Origin of the sequence: Streptomyces sp. DSM 40750 (genome assembly GCF_024612035.1) — a bacterium.
GTDB lineage: Bacteria > Actinomycetota > Actinomycetes > Streptomycetales > Streptomycetaceae > Streptomyces.
Genome location: NZ_CP102513.1, coordinates 4,798,667 through 4,817,359, shown reverse-complemented (window position 1 = coordinate 4,817,359; position 18,693 = coordinate 4,798,667). Strand labels below are relative to the sequence as shown.

Genomic DNA, 18,693 nt, shown 5'->3' with positions numbered 1-18,693 from the left:
CGAGGGCGGCGGGACGGCAGCACCGGCAACGCGCGGAGCGGTGGCTGCGGATAGCTGCCGAAGGGGATAGCTGCCGACGGCGGTGACGCCGATGCCGCGCACCAGTGGGGCGACTTGCTGATCGGCGGCGGGGGCGGGCCCGCTACCGTCGACGTGTGACCAACCAGCCCCACTCCCCGACCCCGGCCCCGGATCTCTTCACCTGGGAATTCGCCACCAACCCCTACCCCGCCTACGCCTGGCTCCGCGAACACGCCCCCGTCCACAGGACACGGCTGCCCAGCGGCGTGGAAGCCTGGCTGGTCACGCGCTACACCGACGCCAAGCAGGCCCTCGCCGACGGACGCCTTTCCAAGAACCCCGCCCACCACGACGAGCCGGCCCACGCGAAGGGCAAGACCGGTATCCCCGGTGAGCGCAAGGCCGAGTTGATGACGCACCTCCTCAACATCGACCCACCGGACCACACCCGCCTCCGCCGCCTCGTCTCCAAGGCGTTCACGCCCCGCCGGGTCGCCGAGTTCGCCCCGCGCGTCCAGGAACTCACCGACCACCTGATCGACCAGTTCGCGGACACGGGCGAAGCCGATCTCATCCACGACTTCGCCTTCCCCCTCCCCATCTACGCCATCTGCGACCTGCTCGGCGTCCCCCGCGAGGACCAGGACGACTTCCGGGACTGGGCGGGCATGATGATCCGGCACGGGGGCGGGCCGCGCGGCGGCGTCGCGCGATCGGTGAAGAAGATGCGCGGCTATCTCGCCGAGCTCATCCACCGCAAGCGCGAGGCGCTGCCCGACGCCCCCACCCCCGGCGAAGACCTGATCTCCGGACTCATCCGCGCCTCCGACCACGGCGAGCACCTCACCGAGAACGAGGCCGCCGCGATGTGCTTCGTGCTTCTCTTCGCGGGTTTCGAGACCACCGTGAACTTGATCGGTAACGGCATGTACGCACTACTGGGCAATCCTGAACAGCGAGCTCTGATACAGAATTCAATCGAGAGGGAGCAGCTCGGGTTGATTGAGCTCGGCATTGAGGAACTTCTCCGCTTCGACGGCCCGGTTGAGATGGCGACATGGCGCTTCGCCACCGAGTCCTTGGAAATCGGAGGCCAGCGAATCACCGCGGGTGATCCTGTGCTGGTTGTCCTCGCTGCCGCAAACCGTGATTCCGCTCGTTTCCCCGAGCCGAACACCCTGGATGTCGCACGGCGAGACAATCAGCACCTCGGTTACGGGCACGGCATCCACTACTGCCTGGGCGCTCCGTTGGCCCGCCTCGAAGCGCGAGTCGCCTTCATGACCCTGCTGCGCCGTCTGCCGGACATGCAGCTTGCCTCCGCCTCTACGGAACTTCGCTGGCGCGGAGGCTTGATCATGCGAGGTCTGCGGGAACTTCCAGTGGAATTCACGGTCCAGAGGAAGCAATTCCGCTGACTCTTACTCGGTTCCAGTGCTGATCAATTAGGCTCTGCAATAACAGGACCGGCCTCGGCGCGCACGCACGCCGAGGCCGGGAAAATCCCGACGGTGTCCTACCACCTCGGGGTTGGAACAGTCGCGGAGGACTGAACATGTCCATTGTGGCACGCCCATGGCCGTCGGCCGAATCGCCAATAGTCGTCGCCAAATACCGACGCGTCTCCACATCAAGGCAGCTTGACGGTTTCGGACTGGATGATCAGGACAAAATCTGCGACTCCTGGCTCGACGACCACCCCGAGGTCGCCGTCTTCGATGACTATGTGGACGGAGCAGTCCCTGGTTCCTGGGAGGGTCGCCCCGAGATGGACCGCCTCATCCGCGATGCGCGCAGGAGGTCCTTCGACTGCATCCTGCGTCCCGCAGGTGGACCGAATCGGCCGCAGCGCCCGAGCCGCCTACCAATGGGCCTGGGACATGGCGGATCTCGGCATCCACTTCATCTCGGTCCAAGAAGACATCGACACGAGCACCGAAGCCGGTTGGGATGAGTTCAAGCGGTATGTCACCTTCTCCGAGATGGAGTGGCGACGTATCAAGGAGCGCACGTTCGCCGGCCGCGAGTTGAAGATCGGCTACGGCGGCTGGCCCGGCGGTCCGGCCCCATACGGCTACAGGATCGCCGACGACACCACGCGGGTCTGGGAAAACCGCAGGAAGTTCTCCGTCCTGGTCACGGACGAGCACGAGTCGATGGTGCTGGCCGCCGCCGTAGCCCTCCTGATCGACGAAGGCGTCAACATCACTGAGACGGCAGCGGCACTGAACCGGCGCGGACTCCACACCCGCAGTGGGGTTCCGTGGACGACCGCCAACCTCCGGAACCGCCTTTACAGCGAAACAATCCACGACGGGTACGTCCTCTACCGCAAGACAGATCGAGGCGTCGGCAGGCGAAACACTCTCGTTCATGCGGACGGCACTCCGGTTCACGGCGAGCAGGTGAAGATCGGCGTGCCAGCCATCTTCTCTGTGGAACGGGCCAAGCTGCTCATGAGCGCGCTCAAGGAGGTCGGCTTCCGCAACGGTCGGCAGGGTGACCGTGTCTATCCGCTGAGCGGCCGCATCATGGGCCTGTGCGGCGAGGTCTATACCGGCGCAGGTCGAGGGTGGCAACGAAGCCGACCGCGCCTATCGTTGTAGGACTGCTCAAGAATCCGTCGTGCCGTGAGCCGTACTTCAGCGCGCCTGAAATCGAGCGGGTGGTCTGGCAGAAGGTGGCGTCGTTCTTCGGTGACGGGGGCGGGCTCTTGGATGTGGAGGCCGAGCCCGACGCCAAGCTCCGCGGCGACAGGGGGAAGTACGCGGCACGCGTTGCCGAGTCCGCCCAGAAGATCGCGCAACTTGAGGACTTGATCGAGCACAGGGTGCCCGAGTACATCAAGGCGGGCGTCGACCCGGTGGTCCTCAGAGCGTCGGTCGCGAAGATGCGAGAGGACCTGGACGAGGTTCGCCGGCAGCGCGCCCTGGCCGAAGAGTGGCTGGCGGGAGACAGGGAGCCCGAGTGCAGCCCTCGAAGCCTCATCGACGTCATCGGGAGTGCTCAAGGGAGCCTGGACAAACTCTCCTTGGGGGAGTGCAGGGATGTTTTCGCTCATCTCGGTGTCACGGTCCACCCGGGTGTGATGGACAACAGACTCAAACCGGGCGTCAAATGCCCCGTGAGCGAGTGGCATTGGATGACGGGCACTCTCGTTCCGCCGAACCCTTCCGAGGAAGAATGGCAGATCGTGGTCGCGACAGTCCGACCGTTCCTCACCAAACGCCACTTCACGAGCAAGTACGACATCAGGCAACAGTTCAACGGAATGCTGCATCGACTCCGCGAGGGACTGTCCTGGGGCGACATGCCTCTCACCTGGGGGCCGACGAACCCCATTCGGGAGCGTCAGCTGTCCTGGTGGCAGAGCGGTGCCTGGCCGAAGGTCATGGAGGCTTTGAACGCCGGAACAAGCGGAGTGCCTGCCTATCAGCGGCCCGTGCTGCCTGAGCTCAAGGTTGTTCTGAGGGGTACGCCGGGAGCCGGGGAACACCCCTGCCCGCCGGAACAAAGCTGACATACCCTCAAGTCTGTGATCTTCACGTGATCTGTGCTGCATTAACTTGTGACAACTGATCGACTGCCGCTACGTTCACACGTCAGTGCGAAGGGCCGCCACGCCCGTCGCACAGGCCACTGCTGTCGCGTGAAAGGCAACCGCATGCTCTCCGGGAACGGTCGTCACCGTCGCCCCCGTCAGGCTCCGGCCCTCCTCGTCGCGGCCGGAGTGACCGGCTCGGCCATCGCCATCCCACTCCTCGGCGCCACCGGCGCGAGCGCGGCCAGCGGAACCACCTGGGACCAGGTGGCGGAGTGCGAGAGCGGCGGCTCCTGGAGCGCGGACACCGGCAACGGGCGTTACGGCGGCCTCCAGCTGACCCAGGCGAACTGGGAGAAGTACGGCGGCCTCGACTACGCGACGAGCGCCGACCAGGCCAGCCGTTCGCAGCAAATAGCAATCGCCGAGAAGGTGCTCGCCGACCAGGGCGTCGGCGTCTGGTCCGTCTGTGGAGTGCTCCACGACCTCGCCGGCGACTCCGGTTCCGCCGACGTGGACACGGGCGTCACGGGCAGCTCATCGAACTCGGACAGTTCATCCGGTTCATCGGATTCGTCCACCTCGCCCGACTCACCCGACTCGACGGATTCAGGTGAATCGTCCAGGTCGTCCGGATCATCGGAAACGCCAGACTCGTCCTCGAATACCTTCGAAGGCTCCACCAGGACCGACACCGACGCGGACGACTCCGCCGACTCCGGCAGTGGCGCCTCAAAGGAGTCCGACAGCTCCTCCACGGACAGCTCCGAGAGTGACAACTCGGACAAATCGGGGCGGAGTGACAGGTCTTCGGCCGCCGAGGACACCGAAAGCGGCACCGGTCGCCACCGCGGCACCAGTGCCGACGAAAGCACGGGTGCCGACACGGATGCCGACACGGACGCGACCGACGGCTCCCGTACGGACTCCTCGCCCTCCGGCCGTCACGCCTCCCGCGGTGGCGACGCGGCGCGCGAGGCCGTGGACGGCTCGTACACCGTCCGCGCGGGCGACAGCCTGACGGTCATTGCGAACTCGCTCGGGCTGGACGGCGGGTGGCGGGAGCTGTATGCGGAGAACGAAGGCATGGTCGGAACTGACCCGGACCTTATCCTTCCCGGTCAGACCCTCGAAGTCGGTGTCGAATCGGGCGAAAAGTAGCGGGAGTTCGGGTCAGGTTTCGTCCCTGAATGTCGGATTTGATCTCGGTGGGAGATGAATCACAGACCCCCTGATCGTCTTTGATATTCGGCGAATCACGTGTTTACGGTCGTGACCGCTCGCCACAGCGGGCCCCTGCGGTCGGTACGCCGAATCCTGCCAACGGCCGTATGGGAACAGTCGTCGCGTCAAGCGCCGTAGGCAGGAGCGGGGGACCCAAGGTAAGTGCCGGGTCCGGCAGTTGAGCCCTTCGGGGCGCACCGCCGGAACCGGCTCGGGGTGAAGCCGCGCAACGTGAGCCGAAAGGCGAACGGGCGCGGCCGGGCAACTCAACCGGCCCGAACCCGACAGCTCACCTCGCAGGCGTCGGTGAGGGGATCACTCCATGCTGTTTTCCAGCAAGGGCAAGCACCGCCGCCCGGCCGCTTTTCATCGGTCTGCTCGCGCCATCGCCGTCGCCGGTGTCACTGGTGCCGCCGCCATCGCCGCCCCGCTGATGGTCGCCGGCAGCGCCTCCGCCGCCACCGCCTCCGAGTGGGACGCCGTCGCCCAGTGCGAGTCCGGTGGCAACTGGTCCATCAACACCGGCAACGGCTACTACGGCGGTCTGCAGTTCTCCGCCTCCACCTGGGCCGGCTACGGCGGTACGCAGTACGCCTCCACCGCCGACCAGGCGAGCAAGGCCCAGCAGATCGAGATAGCCGAGAAGGTCCTCGCGGGCCAGGGCAAGGGTGCCTGGCCGGTCTGCGGCACCGGCCTGTCCAGCGCCTCGTACGACGGCGCCGCCGCCTCCAGCGGCAACGCGGACTCCGGCTCCTCCAGCTCGGACTCGGGTTCCTCCTCGCAGGAGAGCGCCCAGGAGACTCGCGCCTCCCGTTCCTCCGAGCGCGCCACCGTCGAGACCCCGACCGGCAAGAAGGTCGAGAAGGGCGACGGCGAGTACAAGGTCGTCAGCGGTGACACCCTCAGCGCCATCGCCGAGAAGGAGAACGTCAAGGGTGGCTGGGAGAAGCTCTTCGAGCTGAACAAGGACATCATCGACGACGCCGACTTCATCTACCCGGGCCAGCAGCTCCACCTGAGCTGACCCGGGCCCGCGACGGCCACCATCGGGCGTCCGCCGCCCCGGCCCACTCTCCATGGCCGCCCCCCACGGCCGGGCCGGTGAGGCAGGTTCAGCCGGGCCGAAAAATCAGGCCGCTCCCCGGCTGAACCACAGCCCGCTCACATCCGTGTCCTCCATAGTGAAGACCTCGTGAGGGCCGTCCCCCCGTCCCCACGGGCTCCCCGCTCCGGTGCGCATTCCCCCGTACGCACCGGGGCGGGGCTTTTTCGTTTCCCGTTCACCTCTTCCCCTGTGCCCCTTCCCTTGTCGATCCCCTCTTTGTTCACCCCTTCTTTGTTCCGGACGGGAACAATGGGTACGGTCTGTCTGTCCACGGGACGGTCGGTCGGCTGCCGACGGGCCCGGGGCGGTTAGGCTCTAGTCGCCATCGCGTCACACCCCAAGAAGGAGATGCTCGTGCCGTCCATCGACGTCGTCGTAGCCCGGGAAATCCTGGACTCCCGAGGCAACCCCACGGTCGAGGTCGAGGTCGGCCTCGACGACGGCAGCACGGGTCGTGCCGCCGTTCCGTCCGGCGCCTCCACGGGTGCCTTCGAAGCCGTCGAGCTCCGTGACGGCGACCCCAACCGCTACCTCGGCAAGGGCGTCGAGAAGGCCGTCCTCGCCGTGATCGAGCAGATCGGCCCGGAGCTCGTCGGCTACGACGCCACCGAGCAGCGCCTGATCGACCAGGCGATGTTCGACCTGGACGCCACCGACAACAAGGGCTCCCTCGGCGCCAACGCCATCCTCGGCGTCTCCCTCGCCGTCGCCCACGCCGCCTCCGAGGCCAGCGACCTGCCGCTCTTCCGCTACCTGGGCGGCCCGAACGCGCACCTGCTGCCCGTTCCGATGATGAACATCCTGAACGGCGGCTCGCACGCCGACTCCAACGTGGACATCCAGGAGTTCATGATCGCCCCCATCGGCGCGGAGTCCTTCTCCGAGGCCCTGCGCTGGGGCGCCGAGGTCTACCACACCCTCAAGAAGGTGCTGAAGACCAAGGGCCTGTCCACCGGCCTCGGTGACGAGGGCGGCTTCGCCCCGAACCTGGAGTCCAACCGCGCCGCTCTCGACCTCATCGTCGAGGCCATCAAGCAGGCCGGTTACGTCCCCGGCGAGCAGATCGCGCTCGCGCTCGACGTCGCCGCGTCCGAGTTCTACAAGGACGGCTCGTACGAGTTCGAGGGCAAGTCCCGCTCGGCCGCCGAGATGACCGAGTACTACGAGGAGCTCGTCTCCGCGTACCCGCTGGTCTCCATCGAGGACCCGCTGTACGAGGACGACTGGGACGGCTGGAAGATCATCACCGAGAAGCTGGGCGACAAGGTCCAGATCGTCGGCGACGACCTCTTCGTCACCAACCCCGAGCGCCTGGCCCGCGGCATCGAGGAGGGCGCCGCCAACGCCCTGCTCGTCAAGGTCAACCAGATCGGTTCGCTGACCGAGACCCTGGACGCCGTCGAGATGGCCCAGCGCAACGGCTTCAAGTGCATGATGTCCCACCGCTCCGGCGAGACCGAGGACGTCACGATCGCGGACCTCGCCGTCGCCGTGAACTGCGGTCAGATCAAGACCGGCGCCCCGGCCCGCTCGGACCGCGTCGCCAAGTACAACCAGCTGCTGCGCATCGAGGAGATCCTCGACGACGCCGCGGTGTACGCCGGCCGCAGCGCCTTCCCCCGCTTCAAGGGCTGAGCCTTCCCGCACGTCCGCTTCGCGGACCACGGGCACAGCGAGGGCTGAGCCGTTGAGGGCCAAGCCTGAGCCAGTCGTACGTACGTCCCCGTACCGGTCCCGTACCGTGTGCGGGGACGTACGCGCGTGGGAGACACGCGGGACGCACAGAAGAAGGGGAAGCGGGGCATGGCCGTGAAGGACCGGGACCGGGACCGTTTCTCCACCGCGACCCGGCTGAAGCTGCTCGGCGAGCAGACGGCGGCCAGGGTCTACCGCTCCCAGACCAAGCGCCAGGCCCGACGCTCCCGGCTGACCGGCCGGGCCGCACTGCTCGCCCTCGTCCTCTGCTCGATGATCGTGGCGCTCGCCTATCCCATAAGGCAGTACGTCTCCCAGCGCGCCGAGATCGCCGACATGCAGCGGCAGCGCGAGGAGGCGCGCGAGCGCGTCGAGGAGCTGCGCGACCTCAAGGCGCGCTGGCAGGACGACGCGTACGCCGAGCAGCGCATCCGGGAGCGGCTGCACTATGTGATGCCGGGCGAGACCGGCTACACGATGATCGACCCGGACGCGGCGAAGCAGTCCCGTACGACGCAGGGGGCGGCCGACCGCCCCTGGTACACCAACGTCTGGGACGGGGTCGACAAGGCCGACGCCGCCGACCAGTGAACCGACCAGAGCTCAAGAGAGACTTACGTACAGGTATGCAGACGCCCCCGCCGCCCACCCCGCGCACCGAGCCGACCGAGGCCGACGTCGAGGCCTTCCAGCAGCAGCTCGGGCGCCCGCCGCGCGGGCTGCGCGCGATCGCGCACCGGTGCCCGTGCGGGCAGCCGGACGTCGTCGAGACGGCCCCGCGCCTGCCGGACGGGACGCCCTTCCCCACGACGTACTACCTGACGTGCCCGCGCGCCGCCTCCGCGATCGGCACGCTGGAGGCGAACGGCGTGATGAAGGAGATGACGGAACGGCTGGCGACGGACCCCGAGCTGGCGGCCGCGTACCGGGCCGCGCACGAGGACTACATCGCCCGCCGGGACGAGATCGAGGTCCTGGAGGGCTTCCCGAGCGCCGGCGGCATGCCGGACCGCGTGAAGTGCCTGCACGTCCTCGTGGGCCACTCCCTGGCCGCGGGCCCCGGCGTCAACCCGCTGGGCGACGAGGCGATCGAGATGCTGCCGGAGTGGTGGGCGAAGGGTCCGTGCGTGGTGCCCTCCACGCCGCCCGGGGGTGAGGGCGGGGAGGCCGCCGAGGGTGAGTCGGGCCACCTCGCGGCCAAGCCCCTCGACCCGGACGCGTCCACGGAGGCCGGCAAGTGACCCGGGTCGCCGCCGTCGACTGTGGTACGAACTCCATCCGTCTGCTCGTCGCCGACGCGGACCCGGCCACGGGTGAACTCGTCGAGCTGGACCGGCGGATGATCATCGTCCGGCTCGGCCAGGGCGTCGACCGTACGGGCCGGCTGGCCCCCGAGGCGCTGGAGCGGACCTTCGCGGCCTGCCGGGAGTACGCGGCGGTCATCAAGGAGCACGGCGCCGAGCGGATCCGTTTCGTGGCCACCTCCGCCTCCCGCGACGCCGAGAACCGGGCCGAGTTCGTACGCGGGGTGCTCGACATCCTGGGCGTCGAGCCCGAGGTGATCTCCGGCGACCAGGAGGCCGAGTTCTCCTTCACCGGCGCGACCAGGGAACTGAAGGGGCGCGCGGACCTCGCCAAGCCGTACCTGGTCGTGGACATCGGCGGCGGCTCGACCGAGTTCGTCGTCGGTGACGACCAGGTGGACGGCGCCCGCTCCGTGGACATCGGCTGTGTACGGCTGACCGAGCGCCACCTGGTACGGGACGGGGTGGTCGTCGACCCGCCCGGCCCGGAGCAGATCGCCGCGATCCGCGCCGACATCGAGGCCGCGCTGGACCTCGCCGAGCAGAGTGTCCCCCTGCGGGAGGCGCACACCCTCGTCGGTCTCGCGGGCTCGGTCACGACGCTGTCCGCGATCGCCCAGGACCTGCCCGCGTACGACTCGGTGGCCATCCACCACTCCCGGATCCCGTACCACCGCGTCCGGGAGATCACCGAGTGGCTGCTGCGGTCGACGCATGCCGAGCGGGAGGCCGTCCCGTCGATGCATCCGGGGCGGGTGGACGTGATCGCGGCAGGTGCGCTCGTCCTTCTGTCGATCATGGACCGGATCGGCGCGGAGGAGGTCGTGGTGAGCGAACACGACATTCTGGACGGAATCGCCTGGTCCGTGGCCTGAGGTCCGACGGGTTCCGATGCTCTCCCAGCGCCCCGGCGGCGCTTGTGGGCAAGTGTTTACTACTCGCCGGTAGCCTCGCTTGAGCTGTTCGGATAACGTATGAGCGCATCCGGGGGGTGCTTCGGTGCCCCTCGTTGACTCGCCGCCGAGAAAGTTCGTGAAGTTCTTCACAAGAGAATCGGCCCTGTTGAGCGATGTTTTGAGGCTGTGCAGAGCCTTCGCGGGCTCCGGCGGGTCGACGGGGTGTCCCCGAGGGGGTTTCGTGGGGGTCTCGTCCCTGTGGAACCAGAGTGTGGTTCAGGGGGTTCGCGGGCCCGGAACGGCAGTTCACGCGGCATTGACAACGGTCGGCCTCGGAGGCTGGTTCCCCTGGTCCCTCATGACCTGTGGCACGGGGGTCGCGCAGTGTAGCAGAGGGTGTGAGGAAGCTTGTGAAGGGGCGCACGAGCGACCCCCGGATGGCGGGTACATACTCGATGGCATGAGCACCACGGAGCGTCCCAGGATCCTCGTAGTAGGCGGTGGGTACGTAGGCCTGTACGCAGCTCGGCGCATCCTCAAGAAGATGCGCTACGGCGAGGCGACCGTCACGGTCGTCGACCCCCGGTCGTACATGACCTACCAGCCCTTCCTCCCCGAAGCCGCCGCCGGCAGCATCTCCCCGCGGCATGTCGTCGTCCCGCTGCGACGCGTGCTCCCCAAGGCGGAGGTTCTCACCGGCCGGGTCACCACCATCGACCAGGACCGCAAGGTCGCCACCGTCGCGCCGCTGGTCGGCGAGGCGTACGAGCTGCCTTTCGACTACCTGGTGATCGCGCTCGGCGCGGTCTCCCGCACCTTCCCGATCCCCGGCCTCGCCGAGCAGGGCATCGGTATGAAGGGCATCGAGGAGGCCATCGGCCTGCGCAACCACGTGCTTGAGCAGCTCGACAAGGCCGACTCCACGACCGATGAGGACGTCCGCCGCAAGGCGCTGACCTTCGTCTTCGTGGGCGGTGGCTTCGCCGGCGCCGAGACCATCGGCGAGGTCGAGGACATGGCGCGCGACGCCGCGAAGTACTACAAGAACGTGTCCCGCGAGGACATGCGCTTCGTGCTCGTCGACGCCGCCGACAAGATCCTCCCCGAGGTCGGCCCGAAGCTCGGCCTGTACGGCAAGGAGCACCTGGAGGGCCGTGGGGTCGAGGTCTACCTCAACACCTCCATGGACTCCTGCGTCGACGGCCACGTCGTGCTGAAGAACGGACTGGAGGTCGACTCCAACACGATCGTCTGGACGGCCGGCGTCAAGCCGAACCCGGTCCTCTCGCGCTACGGCCTGCCGCTCGGCCCCCGCGGCCACGTGGACGCCCAGCCGACCCTCCAGGTCACCGGCACCGACTACATCTGGGCCGGGGGCGACAACGCCCAGGTCCCGGACGTCGCCGCCCGCAAGGCCGGCGTCGAGAACGCCTGGTGCCCGCCGAACGCGCAGCACGCGCTGCGGCAGGCCCGCGTCCTCGGTGACAACGTGGTCTCCGGTATGCGGGGCTTCCCGCAGAAGGAGTACGCGCACTCCAACAAGGGTGCGGTGGCGGGCCTCGGCCTCCACAAGGGCGTCGCGATGATCGTCATGGGCAAGATGAAGATCAAGCTCAAGGGTCGCCTCGCGTGGTACATGCACCGTGGCTACCACGGTCTGGCCATGCCGACCTGGAACCGCAAGATCCGCGTCTTCGCCGACTGGACCCTCGCGATGTTCCTCAAGCGCGAGGTCGTCTCCCTCGGCGCCATCGAGACTCCCCGCGAGGAGTTCTACGAGGCGGCCAAGCCGGCGCCGGTCGCCGCCGCTCCGGCCAAGACCGAGGAGAAGGCCAAGGCCTCCTGACCTTTCCGGTCACCCTCTGCTCGACCTGAAGGACCTCCCGCCATCCGTGGTGCGGGGGGTCCTTCGGCGTTCCCGGGAGACCTCGGGGGGTTTCGGTGGTGTGGCGACTGCGGGTGGTTCGTGGTTGCTCGCGCAGTGCCCCGCGCCCCTTGACGGCGTCGGTCGCGCCCGGTGTCTTTCAGGGGCGTGGGGAACTGCGCGACAAGCCCCCCACGCACCCGAACCCGAACAACACACCTCATGGCGGGAATACGGCGCAGCCCCGCAGGTGATTACGTTGGCGTTGGACATTCCGGGATCTCTTGTCACGGAGGTGTGCGCCATGCAGGACGCCGCGTCGCGGCTGAAGACCCTGCTCGAGCAGATGCTGGGAGCCCCGCTCCCGGTCCGGCTGCGGGCATGGGACGGTTCGGAGGCCGGCCCCCCTCAGGCCCCCGCACTGGTGGTACGGAACCGCAGGGCCCTGCGCCGGCTGCTGTGGAAGCCGGGCGAGCTGGGCCTCGCCCGAGCCTGGGTCGCCGGAGACCTGGGCATCGAGGGGGACCTGTACGCCGTACTGGACCTGGTGGCCGGACATGTGTGGGAGCGGGACGAGGACGCCCGGAGCCTCAGCGAGGCCCTGCGCGACCCGGACGTGCGGGCGGCCGTCAAGGGTTTGCTGAAGCTGGCCGGCCCCGCCGTCCTCATCCCGCCCGAACCGCCCCGCGAGGAGGTCCGCACCCGACACCTGCACACCAGGCGCACCGACAGACGGGCTGTCAGCCACCACTACGACGTGGGCAACGACTTCTACGAGATCGTCCTCGGCCCGTCGATGGTGTACTCCTGCGCCTACTGGGCGGCTGCCGACGACAGCACCACCCTCGAAGCCGCCCAGCACGACAAACTCGACCTCATCTGCCGCAAACTCGACCTGGCTCCGGGGCAGCGGCTCCTCGACGTCGGCTGCGGCTGGGGCTCCATGGCCGTCCACGCCGCCCGCGAGTACGGCGTCCGCGTCGTCGGCGTCACCCTCTCCCAGGAACAGGCCGCGTACGCCCGTAAACGCGTCGCCGACGAGGGCCTGACCGACCGGGTCGAGATCCGCGTCCAGGACTACCGCGACGTCACCGACGGGCCCTACGACGCGATCTCCTCCGTCGGCATGGCCGAACACGTCGGCGCGGACAAGTACCTGGAGTACGCCGAGGACCTGTACCGGCTCCTCGCCCCCGGCGGACGGCTGCTCAACCACCAGATCTCGCGGCGGCCGCAGCGCGACGAGAGCACGTACTCCGTCGACGGCTTCATCGACGCGTACGTCTTCCCGGACGGTGAACTCGCCGCCGTCGGCACCACCGTCACCCTGCTCGAACGCGCCGGGTTCGAGGTCCGCGACGTGGAGTCCCTGCGCGAGCACTACGCCCTCACCCTGCGCGCCTGGGTCACCAACCTCGAAGCGCGGTGGGCCCAGGCCGTCGACCTCGTCGGCGTCGGCCGCGCCCGTGTCTGGCGCCTCTACATGGCCGCCTCCGCCCTCGGCTTCGAACGCAACCGCATCGGCGTCAACCAGGTCCTGGCCGTACGGACTCCGGAAGGGGGTGCGTCGGGGCTACCGCTCAGGGCCCGGACGTGGGGAACCTGAGGGCCCGTACGGGGGCGTGAGCGGGCACGTATGGGTGCGCCGCGGTAAGTGAGTCCTCCCCCGTACAGCCCTCGTATACGCGGGCGCGAGTGGGCCCCCGGTCCTGCGCGGAACGGGGGCCCACTCACCTGCTGTCACGCCTCCCTCGGGGCTATTCCGACTTGATCGCCGCGAGCATGTTCAGCTTCGCCGCGCGGCGGGCCGGCCACAGGGCGGCCAGGATGCCGACCGTGGCGGCCAAGAGAAGGAAGAGGCCCATCCGGGCCCAGGGGAGGACCAGTTCGTACGTCGGCATCTTGGTGGCGAGCAGTTCGCCGGCGGCCCAGCCGAAGAAGACGCCGAGACCGATGCCGAGGACACCACCGAAGAGGGAGATGACCAGGGATTCAAGACGGACCATCCGCTTGATGCCCCGCCGGTCGAGACCGATCGCGCGGAGCATGCCGATCTCCTGCTGGCGCTCGAAGACGGACATGGCGAGGGTGTTGATGACGCCGAGTACGGCGACGATCACGGCCATGGCCAGCAGGCCGTACAGCATGTTCAGCATCAGCGTGAACATCTTCGCGATGTCGTCGGAGAGGTCCTGCCCGCTCTGGACCTTGATCGCCGGGTTCTCGCCGAGGGCCTTCTCCAGCCGGTCCTTGGTGGTGTCGGAGGCGCCGGCCGAGGTCTTGACCATGACCATCATGTCGGCAGGGTCGGTGGAGGCAGGCAGGCGCTCGGTGAGCGTCGCGTTGTCCAGGAGGATGCCCCGGAGCAGTTCGTTGCTCTCGTAGACCCCGGCGACCGTCAGCTTCTGCTTCTCGCCGCCCTGGAACCCGGCGGTGAACTCCGAACCGGCCTTCCAGCCGTACCGCGCGGCCGTCTCCGCGTCCACGACGACGTCCGCGCCGCCGACCTTGAACGTCCCGTTGTCCACGGGGAGGTTGGTGAGCTTGCCGATGGCCGAGCCGTTGACGCCGGTGAGGTACTCGGTCTCGCCGCCGATGCGCGACTCGGCGTTGCGCAGTGACGAGGTGGCGGTGACACCCTCGGTGGCCGCGAGCTTCTTCTCCACGTCGGGGGAGAGGTAGTTGCCGCTGGCCATCGAGACGACGTAGTCCGCCTTGATCGCGTCGGCGGCCATCTTGCCGATGGACGTCTGCAGGCTGCCCGCCATCACCGTCATACCGGTGATCAGCGTCAGGCCGATCATCAGCGCCGAGGCGGTGGCGGCGGTGCGGCGCGGATTGCGGACGGAGTTCTGCCGGGCGAGCTTGCCGGAGATCCCGAAGACGCGCATGACGGGTGCCGCGGCCGCGATCAGGGGGCGGGAGAGGAGGGGCGTGAGGACGAAGACGCCGATGATCAGGAGGACCGCGCCGATACCCATCGGTGCCTGGCCGTCCGAGCCGTCCATGGTCGTGGCGTAGAGGACTGTGGCGGTGCCCGCGCCGGCGAGCAGCGCGCCGATCGTGTTCCGTACGACGAGCGACTTGGTCGTCGCCTTCGCGTGGACGCTGCTCATCGCGGCGACCGGCGGGATCTTCGCCGCGCGGCGGCCCGGCAGCCAGGCGGCCACCATGGTGATCAGTACGCCGACGGCCAGGGCGGTGGCGACCGTGCCGGGGGAGACCACCAGCGGGCCGTCGGGGACGGTCTCGCCGAGGGCGCCGATCAGGGCCCGCATCCCGGCGCCGATGCCGATGCCGGCGGCGAGACCGGTGACCGCGGCTACCGCGCCCACGACGAACGCCTCGATCAGCACGGACCGCGTCACCTGGCGGCGGGAGGCGCCCACCGCGCGCAGCAGCGCCAGCTCCTTGGTGCGCTGGGCGACCAGCATCGTGAAGGTGTTGGCGATGATGAACGTGCCCACGAACAGGGCGATACCCGCGAAGACCAGCAGCCCGTTCTTCATGCCGCTCATCTCGGCGGCGATCTGCGTGGCCTGGTCGTCGGCCAGCTCCTGGCCGGTGGTGGTGTACGCGGTGTCCTTGGGGAGGACCTTCTCGACGGCCGCCTGCAGCTGGGCCTGGCTGGTGCCGTCCGCCGCCGTCACGTTGATCGCGTCGTACTCGCCGTCCATGTGGAAGAGCTTCTGAGCGGTCGCCGTGTCGAACAGGGTGAGGCTGCCGCCGGCCGCGACGTTGCCGTCGTCCGTCGTGAAGACCGCGGTGACGGTGGAGGTGAGTACCGGCCCGTTGACGGACAGCCGGATGGTGTCGCCCACCTCGTACCCGGCCCGCTTCGCGGTCTCCGAGTCGATGGCGATCTCGTTCTCACCCTTGGGCGCCCGGCCGCCGTCCTGGATCGGGTACCGGGGGTCGTCCGTGCCCCAGTAGTTGCCGCCCTGCGACTGGAAGCCGCCGCCGATCAGCTTGCCGTCCTTGTCGGCGAGCGCGGTGAACCCGCTCACCACACCGGTCGCCGACTCGGCGCCGGGTGCCCGCTCGACCTTCCTCAGCAGCTCCGGCGTCAGCTTCGGCTGCTCGGCGATGCTGTCGCCCTCGTCCGGTCGGTAGTCCGGCTCGATCGCGACGTCCACGTGGTCGAAGCCCTTGGCCGAGCTCTTCTGGAGCGCGTCCGAAATGGTGTTCGTGAAGACCAGCGTGCCGGACACGAAGGCGACGCCGAGCATCACCGCGAGCACGGTCATGAGCAGCCTGGCCTTGTGCGAGAGCACGTTGCGCAGGGCGGTACGGAACATGAAGGGATCCCTGTTTCGGGGTCGGGGGCTGGCACTTTCAGCCGAGTGCGGGCACATTCAGCCCGTCGTGGGGGAGTTCGCGGACGAAGCCGGAGGCCGATGGGGCCTGGGGGCGCGGCCTCCCGGGAACGGGTGGGGACGGGTAAGGGCGGCGGGGGTGAACTCCCCTAGCTCGTACGGCCCTTGGTGTCGAACCGCTTCATACGGTCCAGGACGGAGTCCGCCGTCGGCTCGTGCATCTCGTCCACGATGCGCCCGTCGGCGAGGAAGATGACCCGGTCCGCGTACGCCGCCGCCACCGGGTCGTGCGTCACCATCACCACGGTCTGCCCCAACTCCCGTACGGAGTTGCGCAGAAAGCCCAGCACCTCGGCCCCCGAACGCGAGTCGAGGTTTCCGGTCGGCTCGTCCCCGAAGATGATGTCCGGCCGCGAGGCGAGCGCCCGCGCCACGGCCACGCGCTGCTGCTGACCGCCGGAGAGCTGCGCGGGCCGGTGGCTCAACCGGTCGGCCAGGCCCACCATCTGGATCACGGTGTCCAGCCACCGCTTGTCCGGCTTGCGGCCCGCGATGTCCATCGGGAGGGTGATGTTCTCCAGCGCCGTCAGCGTCGGCAGCAGGTTGAACGCCTGGAAGATGAAGCCGATCTTGTCCCGGCGGAGCTTGGTGAGCTGCTTGTCCTTCAGTGAGCCCAACTCGGTCTCACCGATGCGGACCGAGCCGGCCGAGAAGGTGTCCAGGCCCGCCACGCAGTGCATCAGCGTGGACTTGCCCGACCCCGAGGGACCCATGATCGCGGTGAACTGGGCCTGCCGGAAGTCGACGGTCACCTGATCCAGGGCGACCACCCGGGTCTCGCCCTGTCCGTAGACCTTCGACAGTTCCGTGGCGCGGGCGGCCACGGCGGTGGCCCGGTCGGCGAGGGGAGTGGTGGTCACGGGTGGGAACTCCTTGCGGGCGACGGCGTTCGGGGTCTTCGAGGGACGGCCGGGGACGTGCCGGAGGCCGTTTCGTGGAATACCTCCATCGTCGCGGCGGAGGGGCGCCGTGTAGTCAGCCGCTGTTCTGGTTCCGGGGGCAGACTTCTGGCGGACGGACAGGCATCGCGTCATACCTGGGGATGACGGCGGGCCCCGAAGGTGGTTTCTGGGGAGACATGACCGACACGAGTCACCGCGTCACCGCTCGGCTCACGGTGGGGCCGCTCGTTCGGGCGGTGAAATTCCGTCAATCCGCACACACCCGGTCGTGCGGTCCGAAAGGCTATTGGCAAGTGCGGATGGCGTGTTCCGTGGGCTGATGCACCCTCAGACGTCAATAAAATAAGACAACATCGGTCCGCTCATCGACTGTTCGGGGGAAGCGTCCCGATAGGCTCGGCACCTCAGCGCGGAGCCCATGGCCTGCCCGGATGGTGGAATGCAGACACGGCGAGCTTAAACCTCGCTGCCCTCGCGGGCGTACCGGTTCAAGTCCGGTTCCGGGCACCTCCGACCAAAATCGAACAAATTCTCCCGCAATCCCCCATGTCGCCCCCCTCGGGCAACCTGCGGCCGACCCCCGGTCGCGCGTTGTTTCCATGAGCGCCGGTGGTTGATCTCTGGACGATCGCGGATGTGTACCGGGTTCGTCATGGGTTGAGGGTGATGGGACGGGGAATCACGGAGACGCGTAGCGTGTTCGATGACAAGGCAGGGGAAAGATCCTCCCCAAGCACTAGGGTCAATCCTTTGCCTACCTATTACTCTTGAGCCAAGGCCACGCAGGGTGGCCATGGAGGAGTGAAATGAGGAGCAGCAACCCGGTCTTCTCGCGACGGGGGTTCAGCCGCGACAACGGCTACGCGGGCTTCAACACCGCGCCGCAGGCCGGGGGAGCAGCTGTCGGCACCCAGGGCAACCCCTACGCCCAGGGCGGCAACCCCTACGCGACGAACCCGTACGCCCAGCAGGACGTACAGCACGGCGCCCCGCCGCAGGCCCCGGTCACCACCGGCCGGATGACGATGGACGACGTCGTCATGCGTTCGGCCATGACGCTCGGCACCGTCGTCGTCGGCGCGATCCTGGCCTGGGCCCTCCTGCCCGTGACGCCCACGAGCTTCGGGCTGGCCATCGGCGCCGCGCTCATCGCCTTCGTCCTGGCGATGGTGCAGTCCTTCAAGCGCAAGGCCTCGCCCGCGCTGATCCTGACGTACGCCGCCTTCGAGGGTGTCTTCCTCGGCGTGCTCAGCGAGATGTTCAACTCGCAGTGGAGCGGCGCGCCCTTCCAGGCGGTGCTCGGCACCATGGCCGTCTCCGGTGCCACCCTCCTGGTCTACAAGGCGGGCTGGATCCGGGTCACCGCGCGATACGCCCGTATCGGCATGACCATCGCGATCGCCTTCATCCTCGTCATGGCGGTCAACCTGCTGCTGGTCGTCTTCGGGCTCGCCCCGGACGGCGGACTGCGCAGCATGGGCCCGCTCGGCGCGATCGTCGGCATCCTCGCGATCCTGCTCGGCGCGTTCTTCCTGACCCTCGACTTCAAGCAGATCGAGGACGGCATCGCCTACGGCGCCCCGCGCGAGGAGGCCTGGCTGGCCGCGTTCGGCCTGACCATGACCCTCGTGTGGATCTACGTCGAGATGCTCCGCCTGGTCGCCATCTTCAGCGGGGACGACTAAACCGCCCTGTAAGGCAATGTGACACGGTCGAAGGGCCCGCGAACCGACAGGTTCGCGGGCCCTTCGTGGTTTCGGTGCCC

General features: G+C 68.3%; 14 protein-coding genes, 1 tRNA gene, 1 pseudogene and 1 riboswitch. Of the genes and pseudogenes, 14 read left to right on the top strand and 2 right to left on the bottom strand.

Annotation, left to right across the window (positions count from 1 at the left end; all coding sequences use genetic code 11):
* Window positions 1-155: 155 nt before the first annotated feature.
* The 12 genes and pseudogenes from JIX55_RS21580 (at window position 156) to JIX55_RS21530 (ending at window position 13,256) form a co-directional block, all read left to right on the top strand.
* Window positions 156-1,439 carry a cytochrome P450 family protein gene (locus tag JIX55_RS21580; protein ID WP_257564937.1) on the top strand — a complete coding sequence of 428 codons (1,284 nt, stop codon included), beginning with the start codon at window positions 156-158 and terminating at the stop codon, window positions 1,437-1,439.
* 137 nt (window positions 1,440-1,576) lie between these two features.
* A pseudogene (locus JIX55_RS51475) lies at window positions 1,577-1,825 on the top strand (recombinase family protein); the annotation flags it as partial.
* Entirely contained in the window at window positions 1,740-2,627 is an 888-nt protein-coding gene (locus JIX55_RS21575; RefSeq protein ID WP_443046492.1) for a recombinase family protein, read from the top strand. The pseudogene JIX55_RS51475 and the gene JIX55_RS21575, both read left to right, overlap by 86 nt.
* A complete protein-coding gene (locus JIX55_RS21570; protein WP_257564935.1) occupies window positions 2,594-3,541 on the top strand; it encodes a transposase in 948 nt (315 codons plus the stop codon). Before JIX55_RS21575 ends, JIX55_RS21570 begins: the two co-directional genes overlap by 34 nt.
* A gap of 144 nt (window positions 3,542-3,685) precedes the next feature.
* Entirely contained in the window at window positions 3,686-4,723 is a 1,038-nt protein-coding gene (locus JIX55_RS21565; protein WP_257564934.1) for a LysM peptidoglycan-binding domain-containing protein, read from the top strand.
* 183 nt (window positions 4,724-4,906) lie between these two features.
* Window positions 4,907-5,104: riboswitch (cyclic di-AMP (ydaO/yuaA leader) on the top strand.
* 4 nt (window positions 5,105-5,108) lie between these two features.
* Window positions 5,109-5,810: a transglycosylase family protein gene (locus JIX55_RS21560; protein WP_257564933.1), complete on the top strand. Its 702-nt coding sequence runs from the start codon at window positions 5,109-5,111 to the stop codon at window positions 5,808-5,810.
* A 435-nt stretch (window positions 5,811-6,245) separates the two neighbouring features.
* Window positions 6,246-7,526, top strand: a complete 1,281-nt coding sequence (gene eno, locus JIX55_RS21555) for a phosphopyruvate hydratase (protein ID WP_443046491.1) — start codon at window positions 6,246-6,248, stop codon at window positions 7,524-7,526.
* Between the two features lie 168 nt (window positions 7,527-7,694).
* Window positions 7,695-8,177 (top strand): FtsB family cell division protein, encoded by a 483-nt coding sequence (locus JIX55_RS21550; protein WP_257569425.1) that lies wholly within the window; start codon window positions 7,695-7,697, stop codon window positions 8,175-8,177.
* A 35-nt stretch (window positions 8,178-8,212) separates the two neighbouring features.
* The gene (locus JIX55_RS21545) at window positions 8,213-8,827 is read left to right on the top strand and encodes a DUF501 domain-containing protein (protein WP_257564931.1); all 615 of its coding nucleotides are present in this window, start codon (window positions 8,213-8,215) and stop codon (window positions 8,825-8,827) included.
* Window positions 8,824-9,765: a Ppx/GppA phosphatase family protein gene (locus tag JIX55_RS21540; RefSeq protein ID WP_257564930.1), complete on the top strand. Its 942-nt coding sequence runs from the start codon at window positions 8,824-8,826 to the stop codon at window positions 9,763-9,765. Before JIX55_RS21545 ends, JIX55_RS21540 begins: the two co-directional genes overlap by 4 nt.
* Before the next feature lie 481 nt (window positions 9,766-10,246).
* The gene (locus JIX55_RS21535; RefSeq protein ID WP_257564929.1) at window positions 10,247-11,632 is read left to right on the top strand and encodes an NAD(P)/FAD-dependent oxidoreductase; all 1,386 of its coding nucleotides are present in this window, start codon (window positions 10,247-10,249) and stop codon (window positions 11,630-11,632) included.
* A 322-nt stretch (window positions 11,633-11,954) separates the two neighbouring features.
* A complete protein-coding gene (locus JIX55_RS21530; RefSeq protein ID WP_257564928.1) occupies window positions 11,955-13,256 on the top strand; it encodes an SAM-dependent methyltransferase in 1,302 nt (433 codons plus the stop codon).
* A 151-nt stretch (window positions 13,257-13,407) separates the two neighbouring features.
* Here JIX55_RS21530 and JIX55_RS21525 read toward each other — a convergent pair whose 3' ends face one another.
* Both JIX55_RS21525 and JIX55_RS21520 read right to left on the bottom strand, forming a co-directional pair.
* Complete coding sequence (locus JIX55_RS21525) at window positions 13,408-15,948, bottom strand: ABC transporter permease (RefSeq protein WP_257564927.1); 2,541 nt, start codon at window positions 15,946-15,948, stop codon at window positions 13,408-13,410.
* Window positions 15,949-16,115: 167 nt separating this feature from the next.
* Window positions 16,116-16,886, bottom strand: coding sequence for an ABC transporter ATP-binding protein (locus tag JIX55_RS21520; RefSeq protein ID WP_257564926.1), 771 nt, complete (start codon window positions 16,884-16,886; stop codon window positions 16,116-16,118).
* Between the two features lie 467 nt (window positions 16,887-17,353).
* Between JIX55_RS21520 and JIX55_RS21515 the strand changes: the two genes are divergently transcribed.
* Window positions 17,354-17,435 (top strand) — tRNA-Leu (locus JIX55_RS21515).
* 299 nt (window positions 17,436-17,734) lie between these two features.
* A complete protein-coding gene (locus JIX55_RS21510; protein WP_257564925.1) occupies window positions 17,735-18,613 on the top strand; it encodes a Bax inhibitor-1/YccA family protein in 879 nt (292 codons plus the stop codon).
* The last annotated feature ends 80 nt before the right edge of the window (window positions 18,614-18,693 follow it).

What these genes read in the sequence shown, in the direction of transcription:
- JIX55_RS21575 (WP_443046492.1), top strand. Translation starts at nt 1,740, where the DNA reads ATGACTATGTGGACGGAGCAGTCCCTGGTTCCTGGGAGGGTCGCCCCG.
- JIX55_RS21565 (WP_257564934.1), top strand. Translation starts at nt 3,686, where the DNA reads ATGCTCTCCGGGAACGGTCGTCACCGTCGCCCCCGTCAGGCTCCGGCC.
- JIX55_RS21560 (WP_257564933.1), top strand. Translation starts at nt 5,109, where the DNA reads ATGCTGTTTTCCAGCAAGGGCAAGCACCGCCGCCCGGCCGCTTTTCAT.
- JIX55_RS21550 (WP_257569425.1), top strand. Translation starts at nt 7,695, where the DNA reads ATGGCCGTGAAGGACCGGGACCGGGACCGTTTCTCCACCGCGACCCGG.
- JIX55_RS21545 (WP_257564931.1), top strand. Translation starts at nt 8,213, where the DNA reads ATGCAGACGCCCCCGCCGCCCACCCCGCGCACCGAGCCGACCGAGGCC.
- JIX55_RS21535 (WP_257564929.1), top strand. Translation starts at nt 10,247, where the DNA reads ATGAGCACCACGGAGCGTCCCAGGATCCTCGTAGTAGGCGGTGGGTAC.
- JIX55_RS21530 (WP_257564928.1), top strand. Translation starts at nt 11,955, where the DNA reads ATGCAGGACGCCGCGTCGCGGCTGAAGACCCTGCTCGAGCAGATGCTG.
- JIX55_RS21525 (WP_257564927.1), bottom strand. Translation starts at nt 15,948, where the DNA reads ATGTTCCGTACCGCCCTGCGCAACGTGCTCTCGCACAAGGCCAGGCTG.
- JIX55_RS21510 (WP_257564925.1), top strand. Translation starts at nt 17,735, where the DNA reads ATGAGGAGCAGCAACCCGGTCTTCTCGCGACGGGGGTTCAGCCGCGAC.